This window comes from Brevundimonas sp. AVps5, from assembly GCF_058681515.1.
On the sequence record NZ_CM178740.1, the window covers coordinates 2881583 to 2902147 of the forward strand.

Annotated in this window: 21 protein-coding genes; 12 read left to right on the top strand and 9 right to left on the bottom strand. The window is 68.8% G+C overall.

What is annotated here, in order from left to right; translation table 11 throughout:
- The first annotated feature begins 41 nt into the window (after positions 1-41).
- The 3 genes from ptsP (at position 42) to ispG (ending at position 4845) form a co-directional block, all read left to right on the top strand.
- Positions 42-2315: a phosphoenolpyruvate--protein phosphotransferase gene (ptsP, locus tag ACW18A_RS14615; protein ID WP_492022435.1), complete on the top strand. Its 2274-nt coding sequence runs from the start codon at positions 42-44 to the stop codon at positions 2313-2315.
- A gap of 191 nt (positions 2316-2506) precedes the next feature.
- Positions 2507-3616 (top strand): helix-turn-helix domain-containing protein, encoded by a 1110-nt coding sequence (locus tag ACW18A_RS14620; protein ID WP_492022436.1) that lies wholly within the window; start codon positions 2507-2509, stop codon positions 3614-3616.
- Positions 3617-3699: 83 nt separating this feature from the next.
- Positions 3700-4845, top strand: a complete 1146-nt coding sequence (ispG, locus tag ACW18A_RS14625; protein WP_492022437.1) for a flavodoxin-dependent (E)-4-hydroxy-3-methylbut-2-enyl-diphosphate synthase — start codon at positions 3700-3702, stop codon at positions 4843-4845.
- Between the two features lie 3 nt (positions 4846-4848).
- Here ispG and ACW18A_RS14630 read toward each other — a convergent pair whose 3' ends face one another.
- Together ACW18A_RS14630 and ACW18A_RS14635 are read right to left on the bottom strand one after the other, a co-directional pair.
- The gene (locus ACW18A_RS14630) at positions 4849-5628 is read right to left on the bottom strand and encodes a sulfite exporter TauE/SafE family protein (RefSeq protein WP_492022438.1); all 780 of its coding nucleotides are present in this window, start codon (positions 5626-5628) and stop codon (positions 4849-4851) included.
- Between the two features lie 96 nt (positions 5629-5724).
- Positions 5725-6363 (bottom strand): response regulator, encoded by a 639-nt coding sequence (locus ACW18A_RS14635; RefSeq protein ID WP_492022439.1) that lies wholly within the window; start codon positions 6361-6363, stop codon positions 5725-5727.
- 182 nt (positions 6364-6545) lie between these two features.
- Here ACW18A_RS14635 and prfA point away from each other — a divergent pair, with 182 nt between their 5' ends.
- Positions 6546-7613, top strand: a complete 1068-nt coding sequence (prfA, locus tag ACW18A_RS14640; protein ID WP_492024405.1) for a peptide chain release factor 1 — start codon at positions 6546-6548, stop codon at positions 7611-7613.
- 113 nt (positions 7614-7726) lie between these two features.
- Here the strand turns inward: prfA and ACW18A_RS14645 are convergent, their stop codons facing one another.
- The gene (locus ACW18A_RS14645; protein WP_303694703.1) at positions 7727-7894 is read right to left on the bottom strand and encodes a hypothetical protein; all 168 of its coding nucleotides are present in this window, start codon (positions 7892-7894) and stop codon (positions 7727-7729) included.
- A gap of 174 nt (positions 7895-8068) precedes the next feature.
- Positions 8069-8545 carry a transcription elongation factor GreA gene (gene greA / locus ACW18A_RS14650; protein ID WP_492022440.1) on the bottom strand — a complete coding sequence of 159 codons (477 nt, stop codon included), beginning with the start codon at positions 8543-8545 and terminating at the stop codon, positions 8069-8071.
- A gap of 65 nt (positions 8546-8610) precedes the next feature.
- On the opposite strand from greA, the gene ACW18A_RS14655 reads away from it, so the two are divergent.
- Positions 8611-9846, top strand: coding sequence for a BaiN/RdsA family NAD(P)/FAD-dependent oxidoreductase (locus ACW18A_RS14655; protein WP_492022441.1), 1236 nt, complete (start codon positions 8611-8613; stop codon positions 9844-9846).
- Positions 9843-10991: a serine hydrolase domain-containing protein gene (locus ACW18A_RS14660; RefSeq protein WP_492022442.1), complete on the top strand. Its 1149-nt coding sequence runs from the start codon at positions 9843-9845 to the stop codon at positions 10989-10991. Before ACW18A_RS14655 ends, ACW18A_RS14660 begins: the two co-directional genes overlap by 4 nt.
- Here the strand turns inward: ACW18A_RS14660 and ACW18A_RS14665 are convergent.
- The 3 genes from ACW18A_RS14665 to ACW18A_RS14675 are packed head-to-tail and all read right to left on the bottom strand — an operon-like array spanning position 10976 to position 14427.
- On the bottom strand, positions 10976-12445 hold the full coding sequence (locus tag ACW18A_RS14665; RefSeq protein ID WP_492022443.1) for an MFS transporter: 1470 nt from the start codon (positions 12443-12445) through the stop codon (positions 10976-10978). The genes ACW18A_RS14660 and ACW18A_RS14665 overlap by 16 nt on opposite strands.
- Before the next feature lie 10 nt (positions 12446-12455).
- Positions 12456-13376 carry an EamA family transporter RarD gene (gene rarD / locus ACW18A_RS14670; RefSeq protein WP_492022444.1) on the bottom strand — a complete coding sequence of 307 codons (921 nt, stop codon included), beginning with the start codon at positions 13374-13376 and terminating at the stop codon, positions 12456-12458.
- A 4-nt stretch (positions 13377-13380) separates the two neighbouring features.
- Entirely contained in the window at positions 13381-14427 is a 1047-nt protein-coding gene (locus tag ACW18A_RS14675) for an aspartate-semialdehyde dehydrogenase (RefSeq protein ID WP_492022445.1), read from the bottom strand.
- Positions 14428-14594: 167 nt separating this feature from the next.
- Here ACW18A_RS14675 and zapE point away from each other — a divergent pair, with 167 nt between their 5' ends.
- A complete protein-coding gene (zapE, locus tag ACW18A_RS14680) occupies positions 14595-15734 on the top strand; it encodes a cell division protein ZapE (protein ID WP_492022446.1) in 1140 nt (379 codons plus the stop codon).
- Positions 15735-15788: 54 nt separating this feature from the next.
- Complete coding sequence (locus tag ACW18A_RS14685) at positions 15789-16325, top strand: YbjN domain-containing protein (protein ID WP_492022447.1); 537 nt, start codon at positions 15789-15791, stop codon at positions 16323-16325.
- A 182-nt stretch (positions 16326-16507) separates the two neighbouring features.
- On the opposite strand, the gene mdh is transcribed toward ACW18A_RS14685, so the two are convergent.
- A complete protein-coding gene (gene mdh, locus ACW18A_RS14690; protein ID WP_492022448.1) occupies positions 16508-17470 on the bottom strand; it encodes a malate dehydrogenase in 963 nt (320 codons plus the stop codon).
- 118 nt (positions 17471-17588) lie between these two features.
- Here mdh and ACW18A_RS14695 point away from each other — a divergent pair, with 118 nt between their 5' ends.
- Together ACW18A_RS14695 and ACW18A_RS14700 are read left to right on the top strand one after the other, a co-directional pair.
- Positions 17589-18482, top strand: coding sequence for an SIMPL domain-containing protein (locus ACW18A_RS14695; RefSeq protein ID WP_492022449.1), 894 nt, complete (start codon positions 17589-17591; stop codon positions 18480-18482).
- Positions 18482-18898 (top strand): HIT domain-containing protein, encoded by a 417-nt coding sequence (locus ACW18A_RS14700; protein ID WP_492022450.1) that lies wholly within the window; start codon positions 18482-18484, stop codon positions 18896-18898. The genes ACW18A_RS14695 and ACW18A_RS14700 overlap by 1 nt, the downstream gene beginning before the upstream one ends.
- A gap of 8 nt (positions 18899-18906) precedes the next feature.
- Here the strand turns inward: ACW18A_RS14700 and ACW18A_RS14705 are convergent, their stop codons facing one another.
- Entirely contained in the window at positions 18907-19494 is a 588-nt protein-coding gene (locus ACW18A_RS14705; protein ID WP_492022451.1) for a hypothetical protein, read from the bottom strand.
- Between the two features lie 206 nt (positions 19495-19700).
- Here ACW18A_RS14705 and sdhC point away from each other — a divergent pair, with 206 nt between their 5' ends.
- Together sdhC and ACW18A_RS14715 are read left to right on the top strand one after the other, a co-directional pair.
- A complete protein-coding gene (sdhC, locus tag ACW18A_RS14710) occupies positions 19701-20156 on the top strand; it encodes a succinate dehydrogenase, cytochrome b556 subunit (RefSeq protein ID WP_492022452.1) in 456 nt (151 codons plus the stop codon).
- Positions 20153-20557 carry a succinate dehydrogenase, hydrophobic membrane anchor protein gene (locus tag ACW18A_RS14715; RefSeq protein WP_492022453.1) on the top strand — a complete coding sequence of 135 codons (405 nt, stop codon included), beginning with the start codon at positions 20153-20155 and terminating at the stop codon, positions 20555-20557. The genes sdhC and ACW18A_RS14715 overlap by 4 nt, the downstream gene beginning before the upstream one ends.
- Positions 20558-20565: the final 8 nt, after the last annotated feature.

Sequence of the window (20565 nt, forward strand, 5' to 3'; positions counted from 1 at the left end):
GCTGAGCCCGTCCCCATCCCGGGGTCGGACAGGGAGACCGGATGGCCATAGCGGGCGGATCGATGACCAGGGGACCGCGCGTCCTTCTGCGCCAGATCCGTGAGGCGATGGCCGACGGTGGCCCGGCCCAGGGTCGACTGGACGTGGTCGTCCGTACCATCGCCCAGTCGATGGTGGCCGAGGTCTGTTCCATCTATCTGCGCCGCGCCTCGGGCGAGATGGAGCTGTTCGCCACACAGGGCCTGAATCCCGAGGCCGTCCACAATACGCGGCTGAAGCCGGGCGAGGGTCTGGTCGGCGAGGTGGCCCGCCTCGCCCAGCCTGTCAGCCTGTCTGATGCGCCGTCCCACCCCAGCTTCGCCTATCGGCCGGAGACGGGCGAGGACCCGTACCACGCCTTCCTCGGCGCGCCCCTGCTGCGGGGCGGCCGGGCCATCGGCGTGCTCGTCGTCCAGAACCGGGCCGAGCGACGCTACGACCCCGACGAGGTCGAGGATATCCAGACCATCGCCATGGTTCTGGCCGAGACCGTGGCCTCGGGCGAGCTGCTGGCCCAGGACGAACTGCGCGACATCGAGGTCGCGCCCCACCGGCCCGAGCGGATCAAGGGCCAGAGGTTCGCCGAGGGCATCGCCTTCGGCCACGTCGTCCTGCACGAGGCCCCCCTGCCGCCTGAACGCCTGCTGGCCGACAACCAGCAGGTCGAGGAGATCCGCCTTCGCGAGGGGCTGATGGTTCTCAAGAAGTCCATCGACGCCCTGCTCGACGGAGGTCAGGGCAAACTGGCAGGCCAGTCGTTCGAGGTGCTGGAAACCTACCGGATGTTCGCCGACGACCGGGGCTGGAACCGGTCGCTGGAGGAGGCTGTGCGCGGCGGCCTGACCGCCGAGGCCGCCGTCGACCGGGTGCGAAACGAACACCGCGCCCGCTTCGCCCAGGCCCGCGATCCCTATATCAAGGAACGGCTGCACGACTTCGAGGACCTGGCCAACCGGCTGCTGCGGGTGCTCGGCGGCGAGAACCCGGGCCAGCGCGAACTGCCGGACGACGCCATCCTGGTGGCGCGCAACCTCGGCCCCGCCGACCTGCTGGAGTACCCGCGCCACAAGCTGAAGGGCCTGCTGATCGAGGAAGGCTCGGCCGCCAGCCACGCCGCCATCGTCGCCCGCGCCCTCCAGATCCCCTGCGTCGGCCGCCTGCAGGGCGTGCGCGACCGGCTCAGCGAGGGCGATCTCGTCATCGTCGACGGCGAGACCGGCGAGGCGCATCTGCGGCCGCGCCCAGACATGCTGGAATCGGTCCGGTCGCGCATGGCCCTGCGCGAACAGCGCCAGGCCGAGTTCGCCAGGCTGCGCGACGTGCCGGCCGTGACCGCCGACGGGACCCGGATCACCCTGCTGACCAACGCCGGTCTGGCCGTGGACCTCGAGAACCTCGACGAGACGGGTGCCGAGGGCATCGGCCTGTTCCGCACCGAGTTCCAGTTCATGGTGTCAGAGGAGCTGCCGCGTCTGAACTCACAGACGGCGCTCTACAAGCTGGTGCTGGACGCGGCGGGCGACCGCCCGGTCACCTTCCGCACCCTCGATATCGGCGGCGACAAGGTCCTGCCCTATATGGAGACCACCGAGCGGGAGGAGAATCCGGCCCTTGGACGGCGCGCCATCCGCCTGGGTCTCGACCGGCCCAGCCTGTTGCGTCTCCAGCTGCGCGCCCTTCTGGCCGCCGGCGCCGGACGCGAGTTGCGTGTCATGTTCCCCATGATCGCCACCGTCGACGAGTTCCGCGCCGCCCGGGAACTGGTCGACGTTGAGTGCGAATGGGCGAGGCGACGTGGCCGGCCCCTGCCGGCCCGGCTGCGTGTGGGGGCGATGATCGAGTGTCCCAGCCTGCTGTGGCACCTGGATGCCCTTTTGCCGATGACCGACTTTGTCTCGATCGGCTCGAACGACCTGTTCCAGTATATGTACGCCGCCGACCGGACCAATCCGCTGGTGTCCGACCGCTACGACCCCCTGTCGCCCCCCGCCCTGCGCGCGCTTCAGTCGATCCAGAAGGCCTGCACCGAGACCGGCACGCCTGTATCCGTCTGCGGCGAACTCGCCGGCCGGCCGCTGGAGGCCTTCGCCCTGATCTGCCTCGGCTTCACCCGCCTCTCGGCCCCGGCGGGCGGCGTCGGTCCGGTCAAGCGGATGATCCTGTCGACCGACCTTGCGGCGGCCAAACGCGGTATGAACAACCTGCTCGGATCCTCGGCCGGATCGATCCGCAGCGAAATCGAAAGTCTGGCCCGGAAGTTGAACGTCGGTCTGTGAGCAATCCCGGAACGGGATCGATTCACGATTAACAAGACGTTGAACCGGCGGCTGAAATGGGTTATCCACAGGATGATACGCGTAGGCCTCCGGGGGGAGGCGGGGACCGTCACAGCGATGTGGTAACCGGGCCCTGGTCGAGTACGGCGCTGCTGAAATCTTCAGTCGGGCCGAGTGTGGGGCAAGGCGTAATGGCGCTGGATACGGGGAACGTCCCCGACGAGTTTCGGGCTCATCCGGACTGGAAGGACCCTGTGCCCTCCATCACCGACGCTGCGACTCTGGGCGACGGTCTGCGCAATGCACGCGAGCTTTCCGGCCGGTCGCTGGCCGAACTGGCCGCCGACACCCGCGTGCACGAACGCTATCTGCGCGCGCTCGAGGAAAACAACGTCTCCGGCCTGCCGTCGCGCGTGTTCGCCATCGGCTATGTGCGCGCCTATGCCGGTGCCCTGGGCCTCGACGAACAGCTCGCCGTCGAACGCTACAAGCGCGAGACGCCGGACGGGTCGGTCCCGCTCCAGGCTCCGACCGGCGTGGCCTTCGAGGAGGTCCGCCGCTATTCGCCCCGCATCATCGGCGGCATCGTGCTGCTGGCCCTGGCCGTCATCGGCTGGAACGTGTTTCAGCGCGTCAGCCTGATCCGCGCGCCCCAGCCCTCCGACATCGCCGAGATTCCGGAAAGCTGGAGCCTCGGAGACGTTCCCGGCCAGAACGGCCTGCGCGTCGGCGCGCCCCAGCCGGCTCCGGCCGACCAGACCACACCCGTGCTCTACATCACCCCCGGCCTCGAAGCGCAGCTGACCGGCGTCGATCCGGCAGACACGGCTGCCGTCGCCGCTGCGGCCGCCGCCAGCGCGCCGCCGGTCCAGGCTGCCTTCAACCCGCGCGGCGCCATCTACGGTGCCTCGGCTACCGCCTCGCAGGTCGTGCTCCAGGCCCGCAAGGCCGGCACCCTGGTCGTCCGTCTCGCCGACGGCCGTGTCCTGTTCGCCCGCCAGCTGGCGGCCGGAGAGGCCTGGCGCGCCCCGGCCGATGTCGCCGCCACCATCGACGTGTCAGACCCGACCGCCTTCGACGTCTATCTGAACGGCGAACACGGCGGTGCCCTGACCGGCATCCTGACCCCGCTGAGCCAGCTGAACGGCCGCGCCGCCGGCCTCGCCCGCCAGACGGCGGCCCAGGTCCAGGCCGAAGCCCTCGCGGCCCAGGCCGTGGCGGCCCGCGCTGCGGCCACCACTCAGGCGGCGGTGCTGCAGACGGTCTCCGCCGGGCAGGAGGCCCTGGTCGCCACACGCTGATGCCCTTCTCCTCTTGCGGGAGACGGGAAGTGAACCAACCCGTCATGGCCTTGTGACCCGGGCGGGCCTATACTGATCCCGTCATGAGCGACCTCTCCCACATCCGACCCTGGCGCCATATCGAGCGCCGGAAGTCCCGCCAGATCATGGTGGGAACTGTTCCGGTCGGCGGCGACGCCCCGATCAGCGTCCAGTCGATGACCAATACCCCGACCTGGGACGCCAGTGCCACGATCGGGCAGATCCGCGAGCTTGAGGAAGCCGGCGCCGATATCGTCCGCGTCTCCTGTCCCGACGAGGAGTCCACCGCCGCCTTCCGCACCATCGCCCGCGAGGCGAAGGTCCCGCTCGTGGCCGACATCCATTTTCACTACAAACGCGGCATCGAGGCCGCCGAGGCCGGCGCCGCCTGCCTGCGCATCAATCCGGGCAATATCGGCAATGCGTCCCGCGTCCGCGACGTCATCCAGGCCGCCAAGGACCACGGCTGCTCCATGCGCATCGGCGTCAACGCCGGCTCGCTGGAGAAGGAACTGCTGGAGAAATACGGCGAGCCCTGCCCCGAGGCCATGGTCGAGAGCGCCCTGAACCACGCCCGCATCCTGCAGGACCACGACTTCCACGAGTTCAAGATCTCGGTGAAGGCCTCGGACCCCTTCCTGACCGTCGCCGCCTACCAGCAACTGGCCGAGGCGATCGACTGCCCCCTGCATCTGGGCGTCACCGAGGCCGGACCGCTGCGCTCGGGCACGATCAAGTCCGCTATCGGCATGGGCAATATGTTGTGGGCCGGGATCGGCGACACCATCCGGGTCTCCCTGGCCGCCGATCCGGTCGAGGAGATCAAGGTCGGGTTCGACATCCTCAAGTCGCTCGGCCTGCGCCACCGGGGCGTCAACATCATCGCCTGCCCGTCCTGCGCGCGTCAGGGGTTCAACGTCATCGAGACGGTGGGCATCCTTGAAGAGAAGCTGGCCCATATCGCCACCCCGATGTCGCTGTCGATCATCGGCTGCGTCGTCAACGGCCCGGGCGAGGCCCTCTACACCGACGTCGGCTTCACCGGCGGCGGCAAGGGCGCAGGCATGGTCTATCTGAACGGCAAGATGGCCCATAAACTCGACAACGGGAAAATGGTCGACGAGATCGTGGAACTGGTCGAGGCCAGGGCGGCTGAGCTCGATGCAGCCCGCGAGGCCGAAGCCGCCGCGCTCGAAGCGGCCGAATAAGGCCTAGAATACCGCCGCCAGCTGCAGGCCCTGGAAGCCCGCCAGCACCAGCAGCAAGCCGCCGACGCCATAGGTCAGCGCCCGCTGCGGCACGATCTTGGTGATATAGCCGGCAAAGGGAGCGGCCAGCAGCCCGCCGACCACCAATCCGGCCACGGCCGAGGCGTGATTGGTCAGGGCGTCCGCATCCTTCCAGTGCCCGGTCACGAGCGCCCAGACGAAGGTCGCAGAGATGGCCACGGTCAGAAAGAATTCGGCCGTATTGGCCGTGCCGATGGCGCGGCGCGGTTCGGAACCGGCGCCGACCAGGGTCGAGGACACGGTCGGACCCCAGCCCCCGCCCCCGATCGCGTCGAAAAAGCCGCCGACGGCGCCGAGAGGCGCGACGATCCACGAAGGACGGATCCGTCTGGTCGGCACATTGCGCGTCGCGCGCCACAGGATGTAGCAGCCCATCAGCGCCAGATAGGCGACGACGAACGGCTTGATCACGTCGCCCTCGATCCCGGCCAGCACATAGGCGCCGAAGACGCCGCCGATCACCCCCGCGATGGCGAGAGGGACGAACAGTCGCCATTCTACGTTCTTGTGCCAGATGTGCGAGCCGGCCGAGGCCGCCGTGGTGAACACCTCCGCCCCGTGCACGCTGGCCGAGGCCGTCGCGGGCGGCACGCCGAAGGCCAGCAGCACCGACGACGAGATCACCCCATAGGCCATGCCCAGGGCTCCATCGATCGCCTGGGCGACAACGCCGACCAGCAGAAACAGCAGAAACGTGTCCATTGAACCCCCTGATCCGACGCTGGGGGGCGCACCGGATCATCCGTCATCTTCAGCTAATGCACGGCTACTCCAGGCGTAACGGTCATGACGCCGATTTTATCTCCTGCGACTGGATAGAACGGCTGACACCGACGCCCGTTGCAGCGCGCCCAGGACGTCCGTGGCCCGGTACGGCTTGATGATCATGGCTTCGGCGATGTCGGCATGGCTCGCGGCGGCGGTGACATCTCCGGACAGAAAAATGATCTTGAGGCCCCAGCGCGCCTTCAGATTGCGCCCCAGCGTCCCGCCGTCGGCCGCGCCCGACAGGTTGATGTCCAGCAGAGCAACGTCAATCGCATGCAACCCGGCGGCCACCTCCGCCGCCTCGGCGCTGTGGAAGGGACCGACGACATCGTGACCGGCCTCGACCAGCAGAGCCGTCAGGTCCTGGGCCATCTCCGGGTCGTCCTCGACCACCAGAATGGTCTGGGCGGCCGTCTCGCCGGCGGGCACGGGCTCTTCGACCACCCTGGGGCTCTGGGCCGTCAGCACGGCGCGCACGTCGGGCCACAGGTCCTGCGGGGATCGGTCGGTGTCGAGATCGAAGATGCCTGCCAGCGCGTTCAGGTCCGTCGCGTCCTCGGGCGTGATCGCCGCCGGATCGTCCATCAGGGTGTCGTACCGCTCGAGGATCGCATCAAGATTGGCCCGGTCTCCGTCGGCGGTGTCGGCGTGGATGGTTCCGTCGAACATGGTCGTCCCCTCTGTCTGCAGGGTTCGACCTAGGCGTCCGGGCGGCCCAGTGTAACCGTTCTGACGCCAACGTCATCGTGGCTCACCATCCCCACAAGTCTGCGTGAACAGGTCCACGCATCGACACAGCAAGCCCCGCCGGAGTAAGACCGCGCCTCGCTTCTTCGATGGATACCCCGCCCTTGCGCCTGCCCCAGTCCAAGCTCGACCAGGTCCTGGACCGCTTCCATCAGGTGGAGGCCCGTATGGGCGCGGCCACCGACGGTCAGGAGATCGTGCGCCTGTCGAAAGAGCACGCCGAGATGAAGCCGGTCGCCGATGCCGTCATGGCCCTGGCGAAATCCCGCGCCGAGATCGAGGATCTCCAGGCCATGGCCGCTGATCCCGAGATGGCCGCCATGGCCGCCGACGAGCTGGAAACGCTGAACGCCCGCCTGCCCGACATGGAGCGCGACGTCGCCCTGCTGCTGGCCCCGCGCGACGCCGATGAGAACGCCTCGGCCGTGCTGGAAGTCCGCGCCGGCACCGGCGGGGACGAGGCCGCCATCTTCGCCGGCGACCTGTTCCGCATGTATTCGCGCTACGCCTCCACGCGCGGCTGGCGGGTCGAGCTGGACTCGGCCACCGAGGGGGACGCCGGCGGCTACAAGGAAATCATCGCCACCGTCACCGGTGACGGCGTGTTCGGCCGGCTGAAGTTCGAGAGCGGCGTCCACCGCGTCCAGCGCGTCCCGGCCACGGAGACCCAGGGCCGTATCCACACCTCGGCCGCCACGGTCGCCGTCCTGCCCGAGGTCGAGGACGTCGAGATCGACATCCAGGACAAGGACATCCGCATCGACACCTTCCGCGCCTCCGGGTCGGGCGGCCAGCACGTCAACAAGACCGATTCCGCCGTCAGGATCACCCATTTCCCGTCGGGGATCGTGGTGACGTCCTCGGAGAAGTCCCAGCATGTGAACCGCGACAAGGCGATGAAGAACCTGCGCGTCCGCCTCTACGACATGCAGCGCCAGATGAAGGACCAGGCCCGGTCCGACACGCGCAAGTCCCAGGTCGGTTCGGGCGACCGGTCAGAACGCATCCGCACCTACAACTATCCGCAAGGCCGGGTCAGCGACCACCGCATCAACCTGACCCTGCACAGCCTGCCCCAGATCATGGAAGGCGACCTCGACCCGCTGTTGAACGCGTTGATCGCCGAGGACCAGGCGGCGCGCCTGTCCGATCTGGAAGCCGGGTTCGCCTGACAGGCCTACTTCCCTTCGTCATTCCGGACATAGATCGGCGGAGACCCGCCCCCGGCCGCGCACGCGGCGACCAGGGCGCGACCGCGTCGCGACGGCAGGCGAACCCGCGAGTCCTAGACGGCTTCGTCTTCCGGCGGTTGCCAGTCGGGGTGGTCGACGTCCTCGCCCCGGGCTTTCGCTTCCTTCTTCGCCAGCTTGGCGGCGGCCTTGCGGGCGGCCTTCTCGGCGTCCGCCTTGTCGCGTTCCATACGTTCGAAGCCGTAGTTGGGTTTTCTGGCCATGAAGAGAGATGTCCTTTCGAGCGGAGGCTCATTCAACTCACACCGTGCACCCCGGCGAAGGCCGGGGTCCAGATGGAAACGTTCATTGGTAGGAGCAGAAGTGGTGACGCTTCATCCGAAACGCCAGAATCTGCGATCTGGACCCCGGCCTTCGCCGGGGTGCACGGAAGAAACTCAGTCCACCGCGATGATTTCGACGCCCTGTCCGGCCACCATCGCCTCGTCGCCGACGCCCTTGCCGATCAGGGCGCGGGTCAGGGGCGAGACCTGGCTGACCGAGCCGTTCGCCGGGTCCGCCTCGTCCTCGCCGACGATCCGCCAGGTCTGGGTGCGGCCGTCATCCCGCTCGATCGTCACCGAGCCGCCGAAGCGCACCCGGCCGTCGGCCTCGGTCTCGACCAGCTGCGCCGTGGCTCGCCGCGCCGACCAGTAGCGCAGGTCCCGCGTCGCCCGCGCCATCGCCGTCCGGTCGGCCTCGATCGAGCCGGACGCCTGGGCGCTCGCATAGGCCGCCCGCGCTGAGGCGAGGGCGCGCTCGATGGCGGCGAGGCCTGCGACGGTCACCAAATTCGGATGGGTGGAGATGGGGCGGTCCGGCAGATCGGCGGCCGTGGCCTCCAGATCCTCCTCGCGCGTGAAGGCGACGCTCATGATCCGAAAAGTCTATGCGGGACACGGACGTTCCTCCGCAAGGCTCGGCAGGCTAGAGGAGCGCGATGACCGATCCCGAACACCTCGCCGTCCACGTCATCGGGGCCGGACCCGCAGGCCTGATGGCGGCCGAAACCCTGGCCCGGGCCGGAGCCCGCGTCGTGGTCCACGACCGCATGCCGTCTGTGGGACGCAAGCTCCTGATGGCCGGGCGCGGCGGCCTGAACCTGACCCACTCGGAAGATCAGGACGCCTTCCTCGCGCGCTATGCCGGGGCGGCAGGGCCGATCTCCGACTGGCTGGACGCCTTTTCCCCTGACGACCTGACCGAATGGGCCACTACGCTCGGCCAGCCGACCTTCGTCGGCTCCAGCGGCCGGGTCTTCCCCCGCGCCATGAAGGCCTCGCCCCTGTTGCGCGCCTGGCTGGCCCGGCTGTCGGAGCTCGGCGTCGAAATCCGCACCCGCTCCCGCTGGACCGGCTGGCAGGACGAGGCCCTGACCTTCGAGACCCCCGACGGCGAACGGATCGAGCATCCCGCCGCCACCGTGCTCGCCATGGGCGGTGCCAGCTGGCCCCGGCTGGGCTCGGACGGTCTCTGGGTCCCGACACTGGAGCGCGAGGGCGTCGCCGTCTCCCCCCTGGTCCCGGCCAACGCCGGGTTCGACGTCGCCTGGTCGGATATCCTGATCGAGCGGTTCACGGGTCAGGTGCTGAAACCCGCCAGCCTGACCTTCGGCGACCAGACGGTGCGCGGCGAGATGGTCGTCACCCGCTACGGCGTCGAGGGCGGGGCGATCTACGCCCTCTCCGCGCACTTGCGCGCCGCCATCGCCGCCGAGGGTTCCGCCACCCTGGTCGTCGACCTGCGTCCCGACCTGACCGAGACGGCGCTTTCCGAACGCCTGTCCCGCCCGCGCGGCAAGGACTCCATGACCAACCACCTGCGCAAGGCCGGCGGCCTGTCGCCCGTCGCCGTCGCCCTGCTGCGCGAGATCGGCGACATTCCGCCGGGCTTCGACAAGCTGGCCAAACGGATCAAGGCGGTGCGGCTGAAGCTGACCGGCATCCAGGGGCTGGAGCGGGCCATCTCCACGGCGGGCGGCGTCGAATTCGCCGCTCTGAATCCATCGTTGATGCTGACCGCCAGACCGGGCGTCTTCGTCGCCGGGGAGATGATCGACTGGGAGGCCCCCACCGGCGGCTATCTGCTGCAGGCCAGTCTCGCCTCCGGCGTCGTCGCTGCGACTGGCGTCCTCCGTTGGCAGGCGGAGCGATCCCCCGGTATGACCCCGGCATGACCGATACCGTCCCCGAAATCTCCGGCCTCTGCCCCCCCCGCTTCGCTGCCGTGAAGGATGCCTTCGCGAAAAACTTCACCGACGCGCCGGAAGGCCTGAACGAACAGGCCGCCCGCTTCTCCGTCGTCATGGCCGGAGAGACGGTCATCGACCTCTGGGCCGGTCACGCCGACCCGCGCACGGGAACCCCTTTCACCGACCGGACCCTGACCCCCGTCTTCTCGACCGGCAAGGCCGTCATGTCCCTGCTGATGGCCGTCGCCGTTGAACGTGGGAAACTGGCCTACGAGGAAAAGGTCGCCGCCCTCTGGCCCGCCTATGGGGCCAATGGAAAGGCCGGGATCACGGTGGCCCAGATGCTGTCGCACCAGGACGGTCTGCCGGGCTTCGACACGCCGGCCGATCCCGCCATCTGGTTCGACCCACGCGCCGTCCTCGACCGACTGGCGGCGCAGGCTCCGATGTGGCCGCCCGGAACCGCCTCCGGCTACCACCCTGTCACGGTCGGCTACCTCGCCAACGAGGTTCACCGCCTCGCCGACGGCCGCAGCCTGGGTCAGGCCCTGAGCCAGGATTTCGCCGACCCCTTCGGCCTCGACCTGTGGATCGGCCTGCCGGAAGACCAGCACGACCGGGTCGCCGCCCTGCGCAAGCCCTCCCGGCCCATCGACCTCGGCCCCGTCGACGCGATCAAGTCCGCCGCCTTCCTCGACAAGGGTTCGGCCCCCGGCGGGCGCGGCTCGACCGACTGGCGGACGATCGAGATCCCGTCGGCCAACCTGCATGGCACCGCGCTCGATCTCGCCCGCATCATGGGGCTCGTCGCCAACGACGGTGTCCTCGACGCCGTGGCCGTCCTGTCGCCCGATGTGCTGGATCAGATGACACGCGAGCGGATCAGCGGCCGCGATCTCGTCTTGCCCTTCGACATCAGCTGGGCGGCCGGGCTCACGCGCAACCAGGGCCTGGACATCTTCGGGCCGAACCCGAACGCGGTCGGCCATTGCGGCTGGGGCGGCAGCTGCGCCTTCGCCGATCCAGAGGCGAGGCTTTCGGCTGCCTATGTCATGACCCGCCAGTCGCCCTATCTGCTGGGCGACCCCCGCGCGCAACGGTTGATCCAGGCGCTCTACTCGGTCTTCTGAACCCGACCCGGCGCGGTCAGCAGCCCCACGACCCCGCCAAGGATCGCGCAGGCCGCACAGGCGACCATCACCGTCTGGAAGGCCCGATGGAAGGCGGTGATCGCCTCCTCGGACAGGGAGCCCTCGCCCGCCATCACGGCCCCGAGCTGCTGGCGGGCATCCGGCGCATCGATGTCCTGCCCAAGGCCTGAAACGAACACCGCTGACAACAGCACCCCCAACAGGGCGACGGCGAGCAGGCCCGCGATCCGCGCCACGGCGTTGTTGACGCCCGAGGCCACGCCCGTGTGCCCCTCCTTGACCGCCCCCATCACCGCCGCCGTCAGCGGCCCGACGGCCAGGGTCATGCCCACGGCCATCACCGTCATCCCCGCCAGAGGTCCGGCGACATAGCCCGCGTCCGGCGGCATCAGGGCCAGCAGCCCCAGCCCGATCCCGGTCAGTATCGGCCCGACGCTCAGCGACAGTTTCGCCCCGAACCGGTCCGCCAACCTGCCCGCCGCGCCCGAGAACAGCCCCATCACCGCCGCGAACGGCAGCATGGCCGACCCCGCCCCGGTCGCCGACCAGCCATGCACCCGGATCAGCTCGAACGGCAGGAAGAACATCGCCCCGCCGAGAGCGAAATAGAGCAGCAGCGTCAACAGATTGAGTCCGCTGAACTCGGACGAGCGGAACAGGCCGAGCGGCATCATCGGATGCAGCTCCTTCGCCTCGGCCCACAGGAATCCCGCCAGCAGCACGACCCCGCCAATCAAGCCGCCGATCACGCCCGGGTGGGTCCAGCCCAGATCCGGCGCCGCCGTCAGACCCCAGATCAAGGCCCCCAGCCCGCTCACGGCCAGCAGAGCCCCCGGCCAGTCCAGCCCCCCGGCGTCCTCGTCCCGGCTCTCCGGCACAGCCCTCAGCGCCACGACCACCGTGATCGTGGCCAGCGGCACATTGATCCAGAAAATGGCCCGCCAGTCGGCGTGGTCCGCCAGCCAGCCCCCGACCAGAGGTCCGACCATGCCGAACAGGGCGCCTGCCCCGGCCCATGCCCCGAAGGCCGCCCCCCGCTCCTTCGCCGGGAAGGTCGCCCCGATCAGGGCCAGCGCACCCGGCGTCAGCAGGGCCGCGCCGATCCCTTGCGCCGCCCGCCCGACGATCAACAGTTGCGCGGTCGGTGCCAGTCCGCAGGCGATGGACGACAGGGCGAACAGGACGACGCCGATCAGGAACACCCGCCTGCGCCCGAACCGGTCGCCCGCCGCCCCTCCGATCAGGACCAGCGCCCCGAGCGTCAGAAGATAGGCGTTGGAGATCCACTGGGCCGCCGCCGGGCCTGCGTCGAGATCCCGCTGAATCGCAGGCAGGGCGACACCCAGGGCCGAGCCGTCGATGAAGGTCAGGCTGGACCCCAGCACCGTAGCGACCAGAATCCAGCGCTTGCGGCTCTTCGTCAGCTCGGCCATGGCCTGAAGGCTAGACCGGTTGCGCGGCCTCCGCCATCGCCCGCCGCGCCGCCCGCGCCCGGAACAGGGCCGCCGCCGCGAACACACCGGCGCCCAGCCAGATGAAGCCGAACGACGCGGCTCTCAGCGGCGTGAACAGCTCGCCGGTCGCCAGCCCAACGCCGAACTGCAGCGTCGGGGCGAGGAACTGGATAAACCCGATGGTCGACAGCGGCATCCGCCGCGCGGCGAAGGCGAACATCGCCAGCGGCAGGACCGTCGCCGGCCCGTTCAGCAGGGCCCAGCCGAACCCCTCGACCGTCGCGAACGCGTGGCCCAACCCCTGCGTCTGCAGCCAGATCACGAACACCAGTCCGAACGGCAGCAGCAACAGGCATTCGATGAACAGCCCCGCCTGGGCGTCGACCGAAATGCGCTTCTTGATCACCCCGTAGGCTCCGAAACTGAGCGCCAGGGCGATGGAGATCCACGGCGGCCGTCCGAGCGCCAGGGCCTGGAACAGCACCCCCACCGCGGCCAGGCCGATGGCGACCCAGCCCCAGCGGTCGATCTTCTCGCGGAACAGCCACAGCCCCACGATCATGTTGAGCAGCGGGTTGATATAGTAGCCGAGGCTCGCTTCCAGCGTCGCATGGTGGGTCGTGGCCCAGACATAGAGGCCCCAGTTGATCGCGATCAGCACGGTCGCCAGTGCCAGCCAGGCCAGGGTCTTCGGCTGACCCAGCACCGCCCGCACCTGTTTCGACTGACCGGCCAGCAGCACCAGACCGCCCGCGAACAGCACCGACCACAGGGCCCGGTGCGACAGGATTTCCGGCGCGGAGAACCCCAGCGCCGCCTGGCCCATGAACAGCAGGGGCATGAACCCCCACATGACATAACACCCCACCGCCGACAGGAAGGCGGCGCGGGTCGGGGTCGGCGGTGCCAAGGTCCTAGACCGTCAGGGTGCGATACCCGCTCTTCGGCTTGATCGTGCCCGTCTCGTCCAGAAGCTGGGCGATCTGGACGGCGTTCAGGGCCGCGCCCTTGCGCAGGTTGTCGGACACCACCCAGAAGACCAGGCCGTTCTCGACCGTGTGGTCCTTGCGGATTCGCGACACATAGACGGCGTGCTCGCCGGCGGCGTCGACGGGGGTGATGTAGCCGTCGTGCTCCTGCTTATCGATCACCTGCACGCCCGGTGCCTCGCGCAGGATGGCGCGCGCCTCGTCCGGGCTGATCGGCTTTTCGAACTCGACCGTCACCGCCTCGGAGTGGCCGACGAAGACCGGCACGCGGACGCAGGTGACCGTCAGCTTGATGTTCGGATCCAGCATCTTGTGGGTCTCGGCCCACATCTTGGCCTCCTCGTCGGTATAGCCGTCCTCGTTGAAGGCTCCGATAAAGGGGATGACGTTGAAGGCGATCTGCTTGGGGAATTTCTTCGGCTTGGCGTCACCCAGGCCATAGATGGCCTTGGTCTGGTTCCACAGCTCGTCCATGCCTTCCTTGCCGGCGCCGGACACGGATTGATAGGTCGAGACCACCACCCGCTTCGCCTTCGCCGCGTCGTGCAGCGGCTTCAGCGCCACCATCAGCTGGACCGTCGAGCAGTTCGGATTGGCGATGATGTTCTTCTTCGTCGCCAGCTTGATGGCGTCCGGGTTCACCTCGGGCACGATCAGGGGCACGTCGGGGTCCATACGGAACGCCGAGGAGTTGTCGATAACGATTGGACCAGCCTTGCCGATCTTCTCGGACCATTCGCGCGAAACCTCCTTGCCGGCCGACATCAGGACGATGTCGACAGTCGAGAAGTCGAAGGTGTCCAGGACTTCGCACTTGATGGTCTTGTCTCCCCAGGCGACATCCATTCCCTTGGATTTTCGCGAGGCGACCGCGTGCATCTTGTCCACAGGGAACTCCAGTTCCTCGAGGATGGTCAGCATTTCGCGCCCGACATTGCCGGTGGCGCCCACGATAGCGACGGAATAGCCCATTCTTGTTCAGTCCTTCGGACGCGCTGACGCTCGCGACGCGGTCGCTTGCTGCCTGGGCGCGGTATTGGGGAGACCCGTCCAGAGGACAGGCAGCATCGCAATTAGGCGTTCGCGCCTGCGAAGCAACCGCTTTTCAGCCCGGGGCGGGCCGGTTAAGGCCCAGTTCCATGTCGTCACACATCGCCCGCGCTTATGCCGACCGCCTGAAGTCGGGCCTGCTGACCGCCGATCCGGCCCAGCAATCGGCGATCGAGGCCCTGACGCGACTGGAAAGGGACCTCGGCAAACGCGGCCTGTTCGGGGGCATCCGGGAGGTGCGCGGCCTCTACCTCTGGGGTCCGCCGGGACGGGGCAAGTCCATCCTGATGGACCTGTTCTTCGCCCACGCCCCCGAGCCGCGAAAGACCCGCGCCCATTTCCACGCCTTCATGGCCCGGGTCCACGACCTGATCCGCCAGTGGCGCGAGGGCGACCGGAAGACCCGCCAGACGGTCTTCGGAACCCACAGCTCCGGCAAGAAGGGGGGCGACGACCCCATCGCCCCCGTCGCCGCCCTGATCGCGTCCGAGGCGCGCCTGCTGTGCTTCGACGAGCTTCAGGTCACCGACATCGCCGACGCCATGATCCTGGGCCGGCTGTTCGACGCCCTGTTCGAGAAGAAGGTGGTGGTCTGCATCACCTCCAACCGCGCCCCCGACGCCCTCTACAGGGACGGCATCAACCGCCCCCTGTTCGTCCCCTTCATCGAACGCATCAAGGAACGCTGCCAGGTCGTCGAGCTCTCGGGCGCTCGCGACTGGCGCCTGGACCGGATCAAGGCCTCCCGCGTCTGGTATGACATCGGAAGGCAGCAGGGGGGCGAAGCCGGTGCCCGGCGCGAGGGCTTTGAACAGTTGTGGACCGACCTGAAGGGCGACATGCCCGAATGTCCGGCCCATCTGGCCGTGCTGGGCCGCGACGTGGTCATCGACCGCACCGCCGGGGGTCTGGCCCGCGCCACCTTCGCCGAACTGTGCGAAGCGCCTCTGGGACCGCAGGACTATCTGGCCATCGCCGCGCGGTTCCACACCCTGTTCCTCGACGGCGTGCCGCTTCTGACCCCCGACAATCGACAGGCCGCCCGGCGCTTCGTCACCCTGATCGACGCCCTCTACGAGGCGAAGACCCGGCTGGTCGCCCTGGCGGCGGGCGCGCCGGAACAGCTCTATCCGGCCGGCGACGGCGCCTTCGAGTTCGAACGCACGGTGTCCCGCCTCAACGAGATGTCGAGCCAGTCCTGGCTGGAACAGGCCGCCCACGCCGACTGAGCCCTCGGTTCGCCGCAAAGTCGTCTAGGCTGAGCCTCCCAACGGAACCCGATCATGAAATCCATCACCCTCGCCGCCGCCCTCGTGGCCCTCGCCGGCCCGGCCTTCGCCCAGACGACGCCCGCCACCACCGCGACACAGGCGGCCTCCGCCCGCTGGAGTGGCCTGACCGTGGCCGAGATCACCGGCCGCCTGGACGCCGCCGGCCTGGTCGTGGCCCCGCCGCAGGCGAACAACGACCGGATCTATCTGCGCGTCGACGACGGCCCCCTGCGCTGGGTCATGACCCTGTTCTCCTGCACCGACGGGGCCTGCCCCGATGTCCAGTTCACCGCCGTCTTCTCCGGGCCCAACGCCACGCCGGACATCGTCTCGCGCTGGAACGGCAGCCGGCGCTTCGTGAAGGCCTTCCATGCCCTGCCCGAGGAAGAGGGCGGCGAGCCCCAGGCCGTGGCCCAGTATGACGTCCTCCTCAGCCAGGGTGCCGGCCCTCAGCAGCTCGACGACCCCATCCAGGTCTGGCGCAGCCTCTCGATGGACCTCGGCCGTACCGTCACGACGGAACAGCCGGCGGCGGCGGCCACTAACTGACCCTCTCCCGTTGCGGGAGAGGGCTTGAGCGTCCGCGAGCATCGCGAGCGGTCTTGCGCGAAAGGGTGAGGGGTCTTGCTGACGCTGGACGGTGAGACCCCTCACCCGCCCGCGCCAGAACGGTCGCTATCGCGACCGTGCGCGGCCTCCCTCTCCCGCAAGGGGAGAGGGAGACGACAGGTTTAAGCCAGCGAGGAATCAATGTCCTTGCACGCCTGCAGCAGGCCCTGGACCGAGGCCACCGACTTGGCGAACATCGCCTTTTCTTCGTCGTTGGTGGTGAATTCGACGATCTTCTCGACGCCGTTCGCGCCGATCAGGGCCGGCACGCCGACATAGAGGTCGGACAGGCCGTATTCGCCCGACAGCCAGACGGCGCAGGGCAGGACGCGCTTCTGGTCGAGCAGATAGGACCTGGCCATGGCGATGGCGCTCTCGGCCGGGGCGTAGAAGGCCGAGCCGGTCTTCAGCAGGGCCACGATCTCGCCGCCGCCCTTACGGGTGCGGGTGACGATGGCGTCGAGGTCGGCCTGGGACAGGAAGCCGGCGGCGACCGCGTCAGGCAGGGGCAGGCCGCCGATGGTCGAGTGGCGCACCATCGGCACCATGTCGTCGCCGTGGCCGCCCAGGGTCCAGGCGTGGATGTCCTGCACCGACACGCCGGTCTTCTCCGACAGGAACCAGGCGAAACGGGCCGAGTCGAGCACGCCGGCCATGCCGACGACCTTCTCGTGCGGCAGGCCCGAAAACTTCTGCAGGGCCCAGACCATGGCGTCGAGCGGGTTGGTGATGCAGATGACGAAGGCGTTGGGGGCGTGGGCCTTGATGCCCTCGCCGACGGCCTTCATGACCTTCAGGTTGATGGAGACCAGGTCGTCGCGGCTCATGCCGTCCTTGCGGGGCACGCCGGCGGTGACGATGCAGACGTCCGCGCCCGCGATGGCGGCGTAGTCGTTGGCGCCCTTCAGCGAGACCGAGGCGCCGAACACGGCGGTGGCCTCGGCGATGTCGAGCGCCTTGCCCTGGGGGGTGCCCTCGGCGATGTCGAACAGGATCACGTCGCCCAGGGCTTCGCGCGCGGCCACATGGGCCAGGGTGCCGCCGATCATACCGGCGCCGATGAGGGCGATCTTCGCGCGAGCCATGGGGGTCTCCGTGAGGGCTATATTGCGGTGCGATGTCAGAAATCGTTGGCGGGCGGTCTAGACCCGGCGGGGCAGGGCTGCAAGGCTTCGGGTCAGGCAACAAAACGGAGTTCCCCCCATGCGTCCCGTCCTCGCCGCCCTTCTGCTTTCCGCCGCCGCCGCATCGCCGGCGCTCGCCCAGACGCCCCCCGCCACCATCGGCCAGCAATACGTCCCCGCGCCGTGGTGGATGCGCGATCCGGTCATCGCCTCGATCGGCTATGTCCGGGTCGAGCTCGAGGCCAACCGCGCCGGCTTCAACGCCACCTTCCAGGTCGTCGACCGCAGCGTCGCCGAGGCCTCGCGCAAGGCCGCCGATCAGGTCCGCACCCTCAGCCAGACCCTCGCCGCCTATGGCGTCGAGACCGTCCGCGTCGAGACCAGTCTGACCACACAGCCCCTCTATGACCAGTACCGCGACGAGAACGGCATCCTGCGCGACAACACCCGCGCCGACCGCATCGAACGCTATCAGGCCCAGGCGACCGTCAGCCTGACCGTCCGCGACGTCCGCCAGCTTGAGCGGATCTACGCCACCGTGGTCGCCTCCCAGCCCAATTCCATCAGCCAGGTCTATTTCAACCTCGAACCCGACAATGTCGCCAAGTCCAACCTCGCGGCGGCGGCCATGCGCGACGCCCGCGCCCGCGCCGAGGCGGCCACCGCGGGCGCCGGCGCGACTCTCGGTTCGGTGCGGGTGATCGATCCCACGGGCCGCGCCTGTCAGACCGACGTACTGGCGGGTTGGCCGTCCTATGGCTCTGGTGTGTCGCAAGCGACGACGGTCGATGACTATGTCGTCACTGGCAGCCGCGTGATGGCGATGGCCCCGCCGCCTCCACCCCCGCCGCCGCCCGCCCCGATCGCCGGTGCCGCACCCAGCGAGGCCCAGATCGAGGCCGCGCGGCTGGCCTTGCAGCCGCCACTCCAGGTCCTGACCGACCAGGCCTGCGTGGTCTACGGCCTGAACTAGTGGCGGAGTTCGTCGTCGACCCGGCCTTCGAGGCCGGGTCCGTCTTCGCCGCCGACTGGCCCCTGTGCCATGTCCGGCTGCAGGACGACGCCCGTTTCCCGTGGCTGATCCTGATCCCCCGTGTGGCGGGCGCGACGGAGCTGGAGCATCTGACCGTCTCCGACCGAGCCGTTCTGATGGAGGAAACGATCCGCGCCGGAGAGATCGTCCGCGCCCTGGCCGGGGCTTCGGGAAAGCCTGTCGACAAGCTCAACGTCGCCGCCCTCGGCAACGTCACGGCCCAGCTGCATGTCCATGTGGTCGGTCGCCGACGCGACGACGGCCTCTGGCCTGATCCGGTCTGGGGGCGGGGTTCAGCCACGGCCTGCGATCCGGCGGCGAGAGCCCGCGCGCTCGATCTGATCGATCCCGGATAGGATCGGGCTCAGCGAACCAGCGTAACCGACTGCTCGCGCCCGCCGAGAGCCAGGGTCCCCGTCCAGCCCTCACCATTGGCCTGCAGAGACAACCTCCCGCCGTCCAGATCGAGCACCACAGCCCCCGCCGACCGCTCCGAAGTCGTCAGCGGACCGACCTCCGGCCGGGCGTCGGCCGTGCGATAGGCCCCCTCCAGCGGCCTGGCCTCGCCCTGATCCATCAGCGACAGGGTCATCAGCGTCCGGCCCTCGCCGTCCTCAAGCCGCCAGCGCCCGTCCAGCGGCCCCATCCGGGCATCCATGGTGCGCTCTGCGTTCTCGACGCCGGCGTCATAGGCGTTGTCCGCCCGCGACGGCGCGTGTTCGTAGCTGCGGCGGTAGGCCTCGACCGAGACCGGGGCGGCAATGACACGCAGACCGGTATCGCCCCCGCCGTCGCCTTCTTCCGTCACCCGGCCGAAATTCGAGGATGGCTCGAAAGGTCGCACCGCCGGGGCCTGATAGACGGGGGCCGTATAGGGCACGGGCGACGACTGCCCCGCCACGGCGACGGGTGAAACGGCAAGCGAAATCAGTGCGAAAACGACCATGGGCACCAGAGTGTCGTCTCGCAGCGGTCATGAACAGGGCTTACCTGCTGCACGCGAAATCGTGATCGCTTCCGCACGCGGCGGAACCCGCGCGACCATTCGCCTGTTTTGCACTGCACCCTCGCGTTGACACCGGCCCGCGACCGTCCGTAAAGCCTTGCGCAATCGCGCTTGACGCCTTGATCCGTCTCAGCTTTTTGAGAACTATTCGCATGTCGAACCCTATCGGCGACGCGGCTGACGACCAGACCGGTCGTTTCGTCTCCCAGCCCAACGGCCGCCCCCGCCCCCTGTCTCCGCATCTGCAGACCTGGCGCTGGCATATCACCATGACGGCCTCGATCCTGTTCCGCGTCACCATCGGCGCAGCCAGCGTCGGCGCGATCCTGGTGGTCGCCTGGCTCGGTGCCGCCGCCTTCGGACCGGAGGCCTGGACCGCCACGCTCGGCCTCGCAGCCTCGCCCCCGGGTCTGTTCGTCGGCTTCGGCCTGACGGTGGTGCTGGTCTCCTTCCTGCTCAATGGCACCCGACACCTGATCAACGACGCCGGCCGTGGCCTGGCCCTCAAGCCCGCCAACCTGCTGTCCTCGATCGCCGTCTACGGCCCCGTCCCCCTGGCCGCCCTGTTCTGGGTCGCCCTGTTCGCCACCGGGAGGGTTTCGCTGTGAGCGCTCAGGCCCGGTACAGGAACGGCGTCCGCGTCTCCGAGCGCCACGGCGCCGGGGAATGGACCCTGGAAAAGATCCTGCTGGCCCTGATGATGCCGCTCGGCGTCTGGCTTCTGTCGACCGCCTTCACCCTGGCCGGTGCCGGATATGACGTCGTCCTGGAATGGTTCGCCAGCCGCCTGAACGCGGGCCTGCTGATCGCCACGGCCCTGGTCTTCTCCGGTTTCGCCAGCCTGGCCTGGAAGGTGATCGTCGAGGACTACATCCACCGTCCCGGGAGCAAGGCCCTGCTGCTGGGCCTGCTGAACCTGATCTTCCTCGCGCTGGCTGCCGCCAGCGTCTTCTTCATCGTGCGGCTGGCGCTGGGTTCGGCGCCGCTGCCGGCCGGTTTCGGGATCTGATCGAGAAA

Coding starts and splice junctions, on each gene's coding strand:
- ptsP (WP_492022435.1), top strand. CDS start 42: ATGGCCATAGCGGGCGGATCGATGACCAGGGGACCGCGCGTCCTTCTG.
- ACW18A_RS14620 (WP_492022436.1), top strand. CDS start 2,507: ATGGCGCTGGATACGGGGAACGTCCCCGACGAGTTTCGGGCTCATCCG.
- ispG (WP_492022437.1), top strand. CDS start 3,700: ATGAGCGACCTCTCCCACATCCGACCCTGGCGCCATATCGAGCGCCGG.
- ACW18A_RS14630 (WP_492022438.1), bottom strand. CDS start 5,628: ATGGACACGTTTCTGCTGTTTCTGCTGGTCGGCGTTGTCGCCCAGGCG.
- ACW18A_RS14635 (WP_492022439.1), bottom strand. CDS start 6,363: ATGTTCGACGGAACCATCCACGCCGACACCGCCGACGGAGACCGGGCC.
- ACW18A_RS14645 (WP_303694703.1), bottom strand. CDS start 7,894: ATGGCCAGAAAACCCAACTACGGCTTCGAACGTATGGAACGCGACAAG.
- greA (WP_492022440.1), bottom strand. CDS start 8,545: ATGAGCGTCGCCTTCACGCGCGAGGAGGATCTGGAGGCCACGGCCGCC.
- ACW18A_RS14655 (WP_492022441.1), top strand. CDS start 8,611: ATGACCGATCCCGAACACCTCGCCGTCCACGTCATCGGGGCCGGACCC.
- ACW18A_RS14660 (WP_492022442.1), top strand. CDS start 9,843: ATGACCGATACCGTCCCCGAAATCTCCGGCCTCTGCCCCCCCCGCTTC.
- ACW18A_RS14665 (WP_492022443.1), bottom strand. CDS start 12,445: ATGGCCGAGCTGACGAAGAGCCGCAAGCGCTGGATTCTGGTCGCTACG.
- ACW18A_RS14675 (WP_492022445.1), bottom strand. CDS start 14,427: ATGGGCTATTCCGTCGCTATCGTGGGCGCCACCGGCAATGTCGGGCGC.
- zapE (WP_492022446.1), top strand. CDS start 14,595: ATGTCGTCACACATCGCCCGCGCTTATGCCGACCGCCTGAAGTCGGGC.
- ACW18A_RS14685 (WP_492022447.1), top strand. CDS start 15,789: ATGAAATCCATCACCCTCGCCGCCGCCCTCGTGGCCCTCGCCGGCCCG.
- mdh (WP_492022448.1), bottom strand. CDS start 17,470: ATGGCTCGCGCGAAGATCGCCCTCATCGGCGCCGGTATGATCGGCGGC.
- ACW18A_RS14695 (WP_492022449.1), top strand. CDS start 17,589: ATGCGTCCCGTCCTCGCCGCCCTTCTGCTTTCCGCCGCCGCCGCATCG.
- sdhC (WP_492022452.1), top strand. CDS start 19,701: ATGTCGAACCCTATCGGCGACGCGGCTGACGACCAGACCGGTCGTTTC.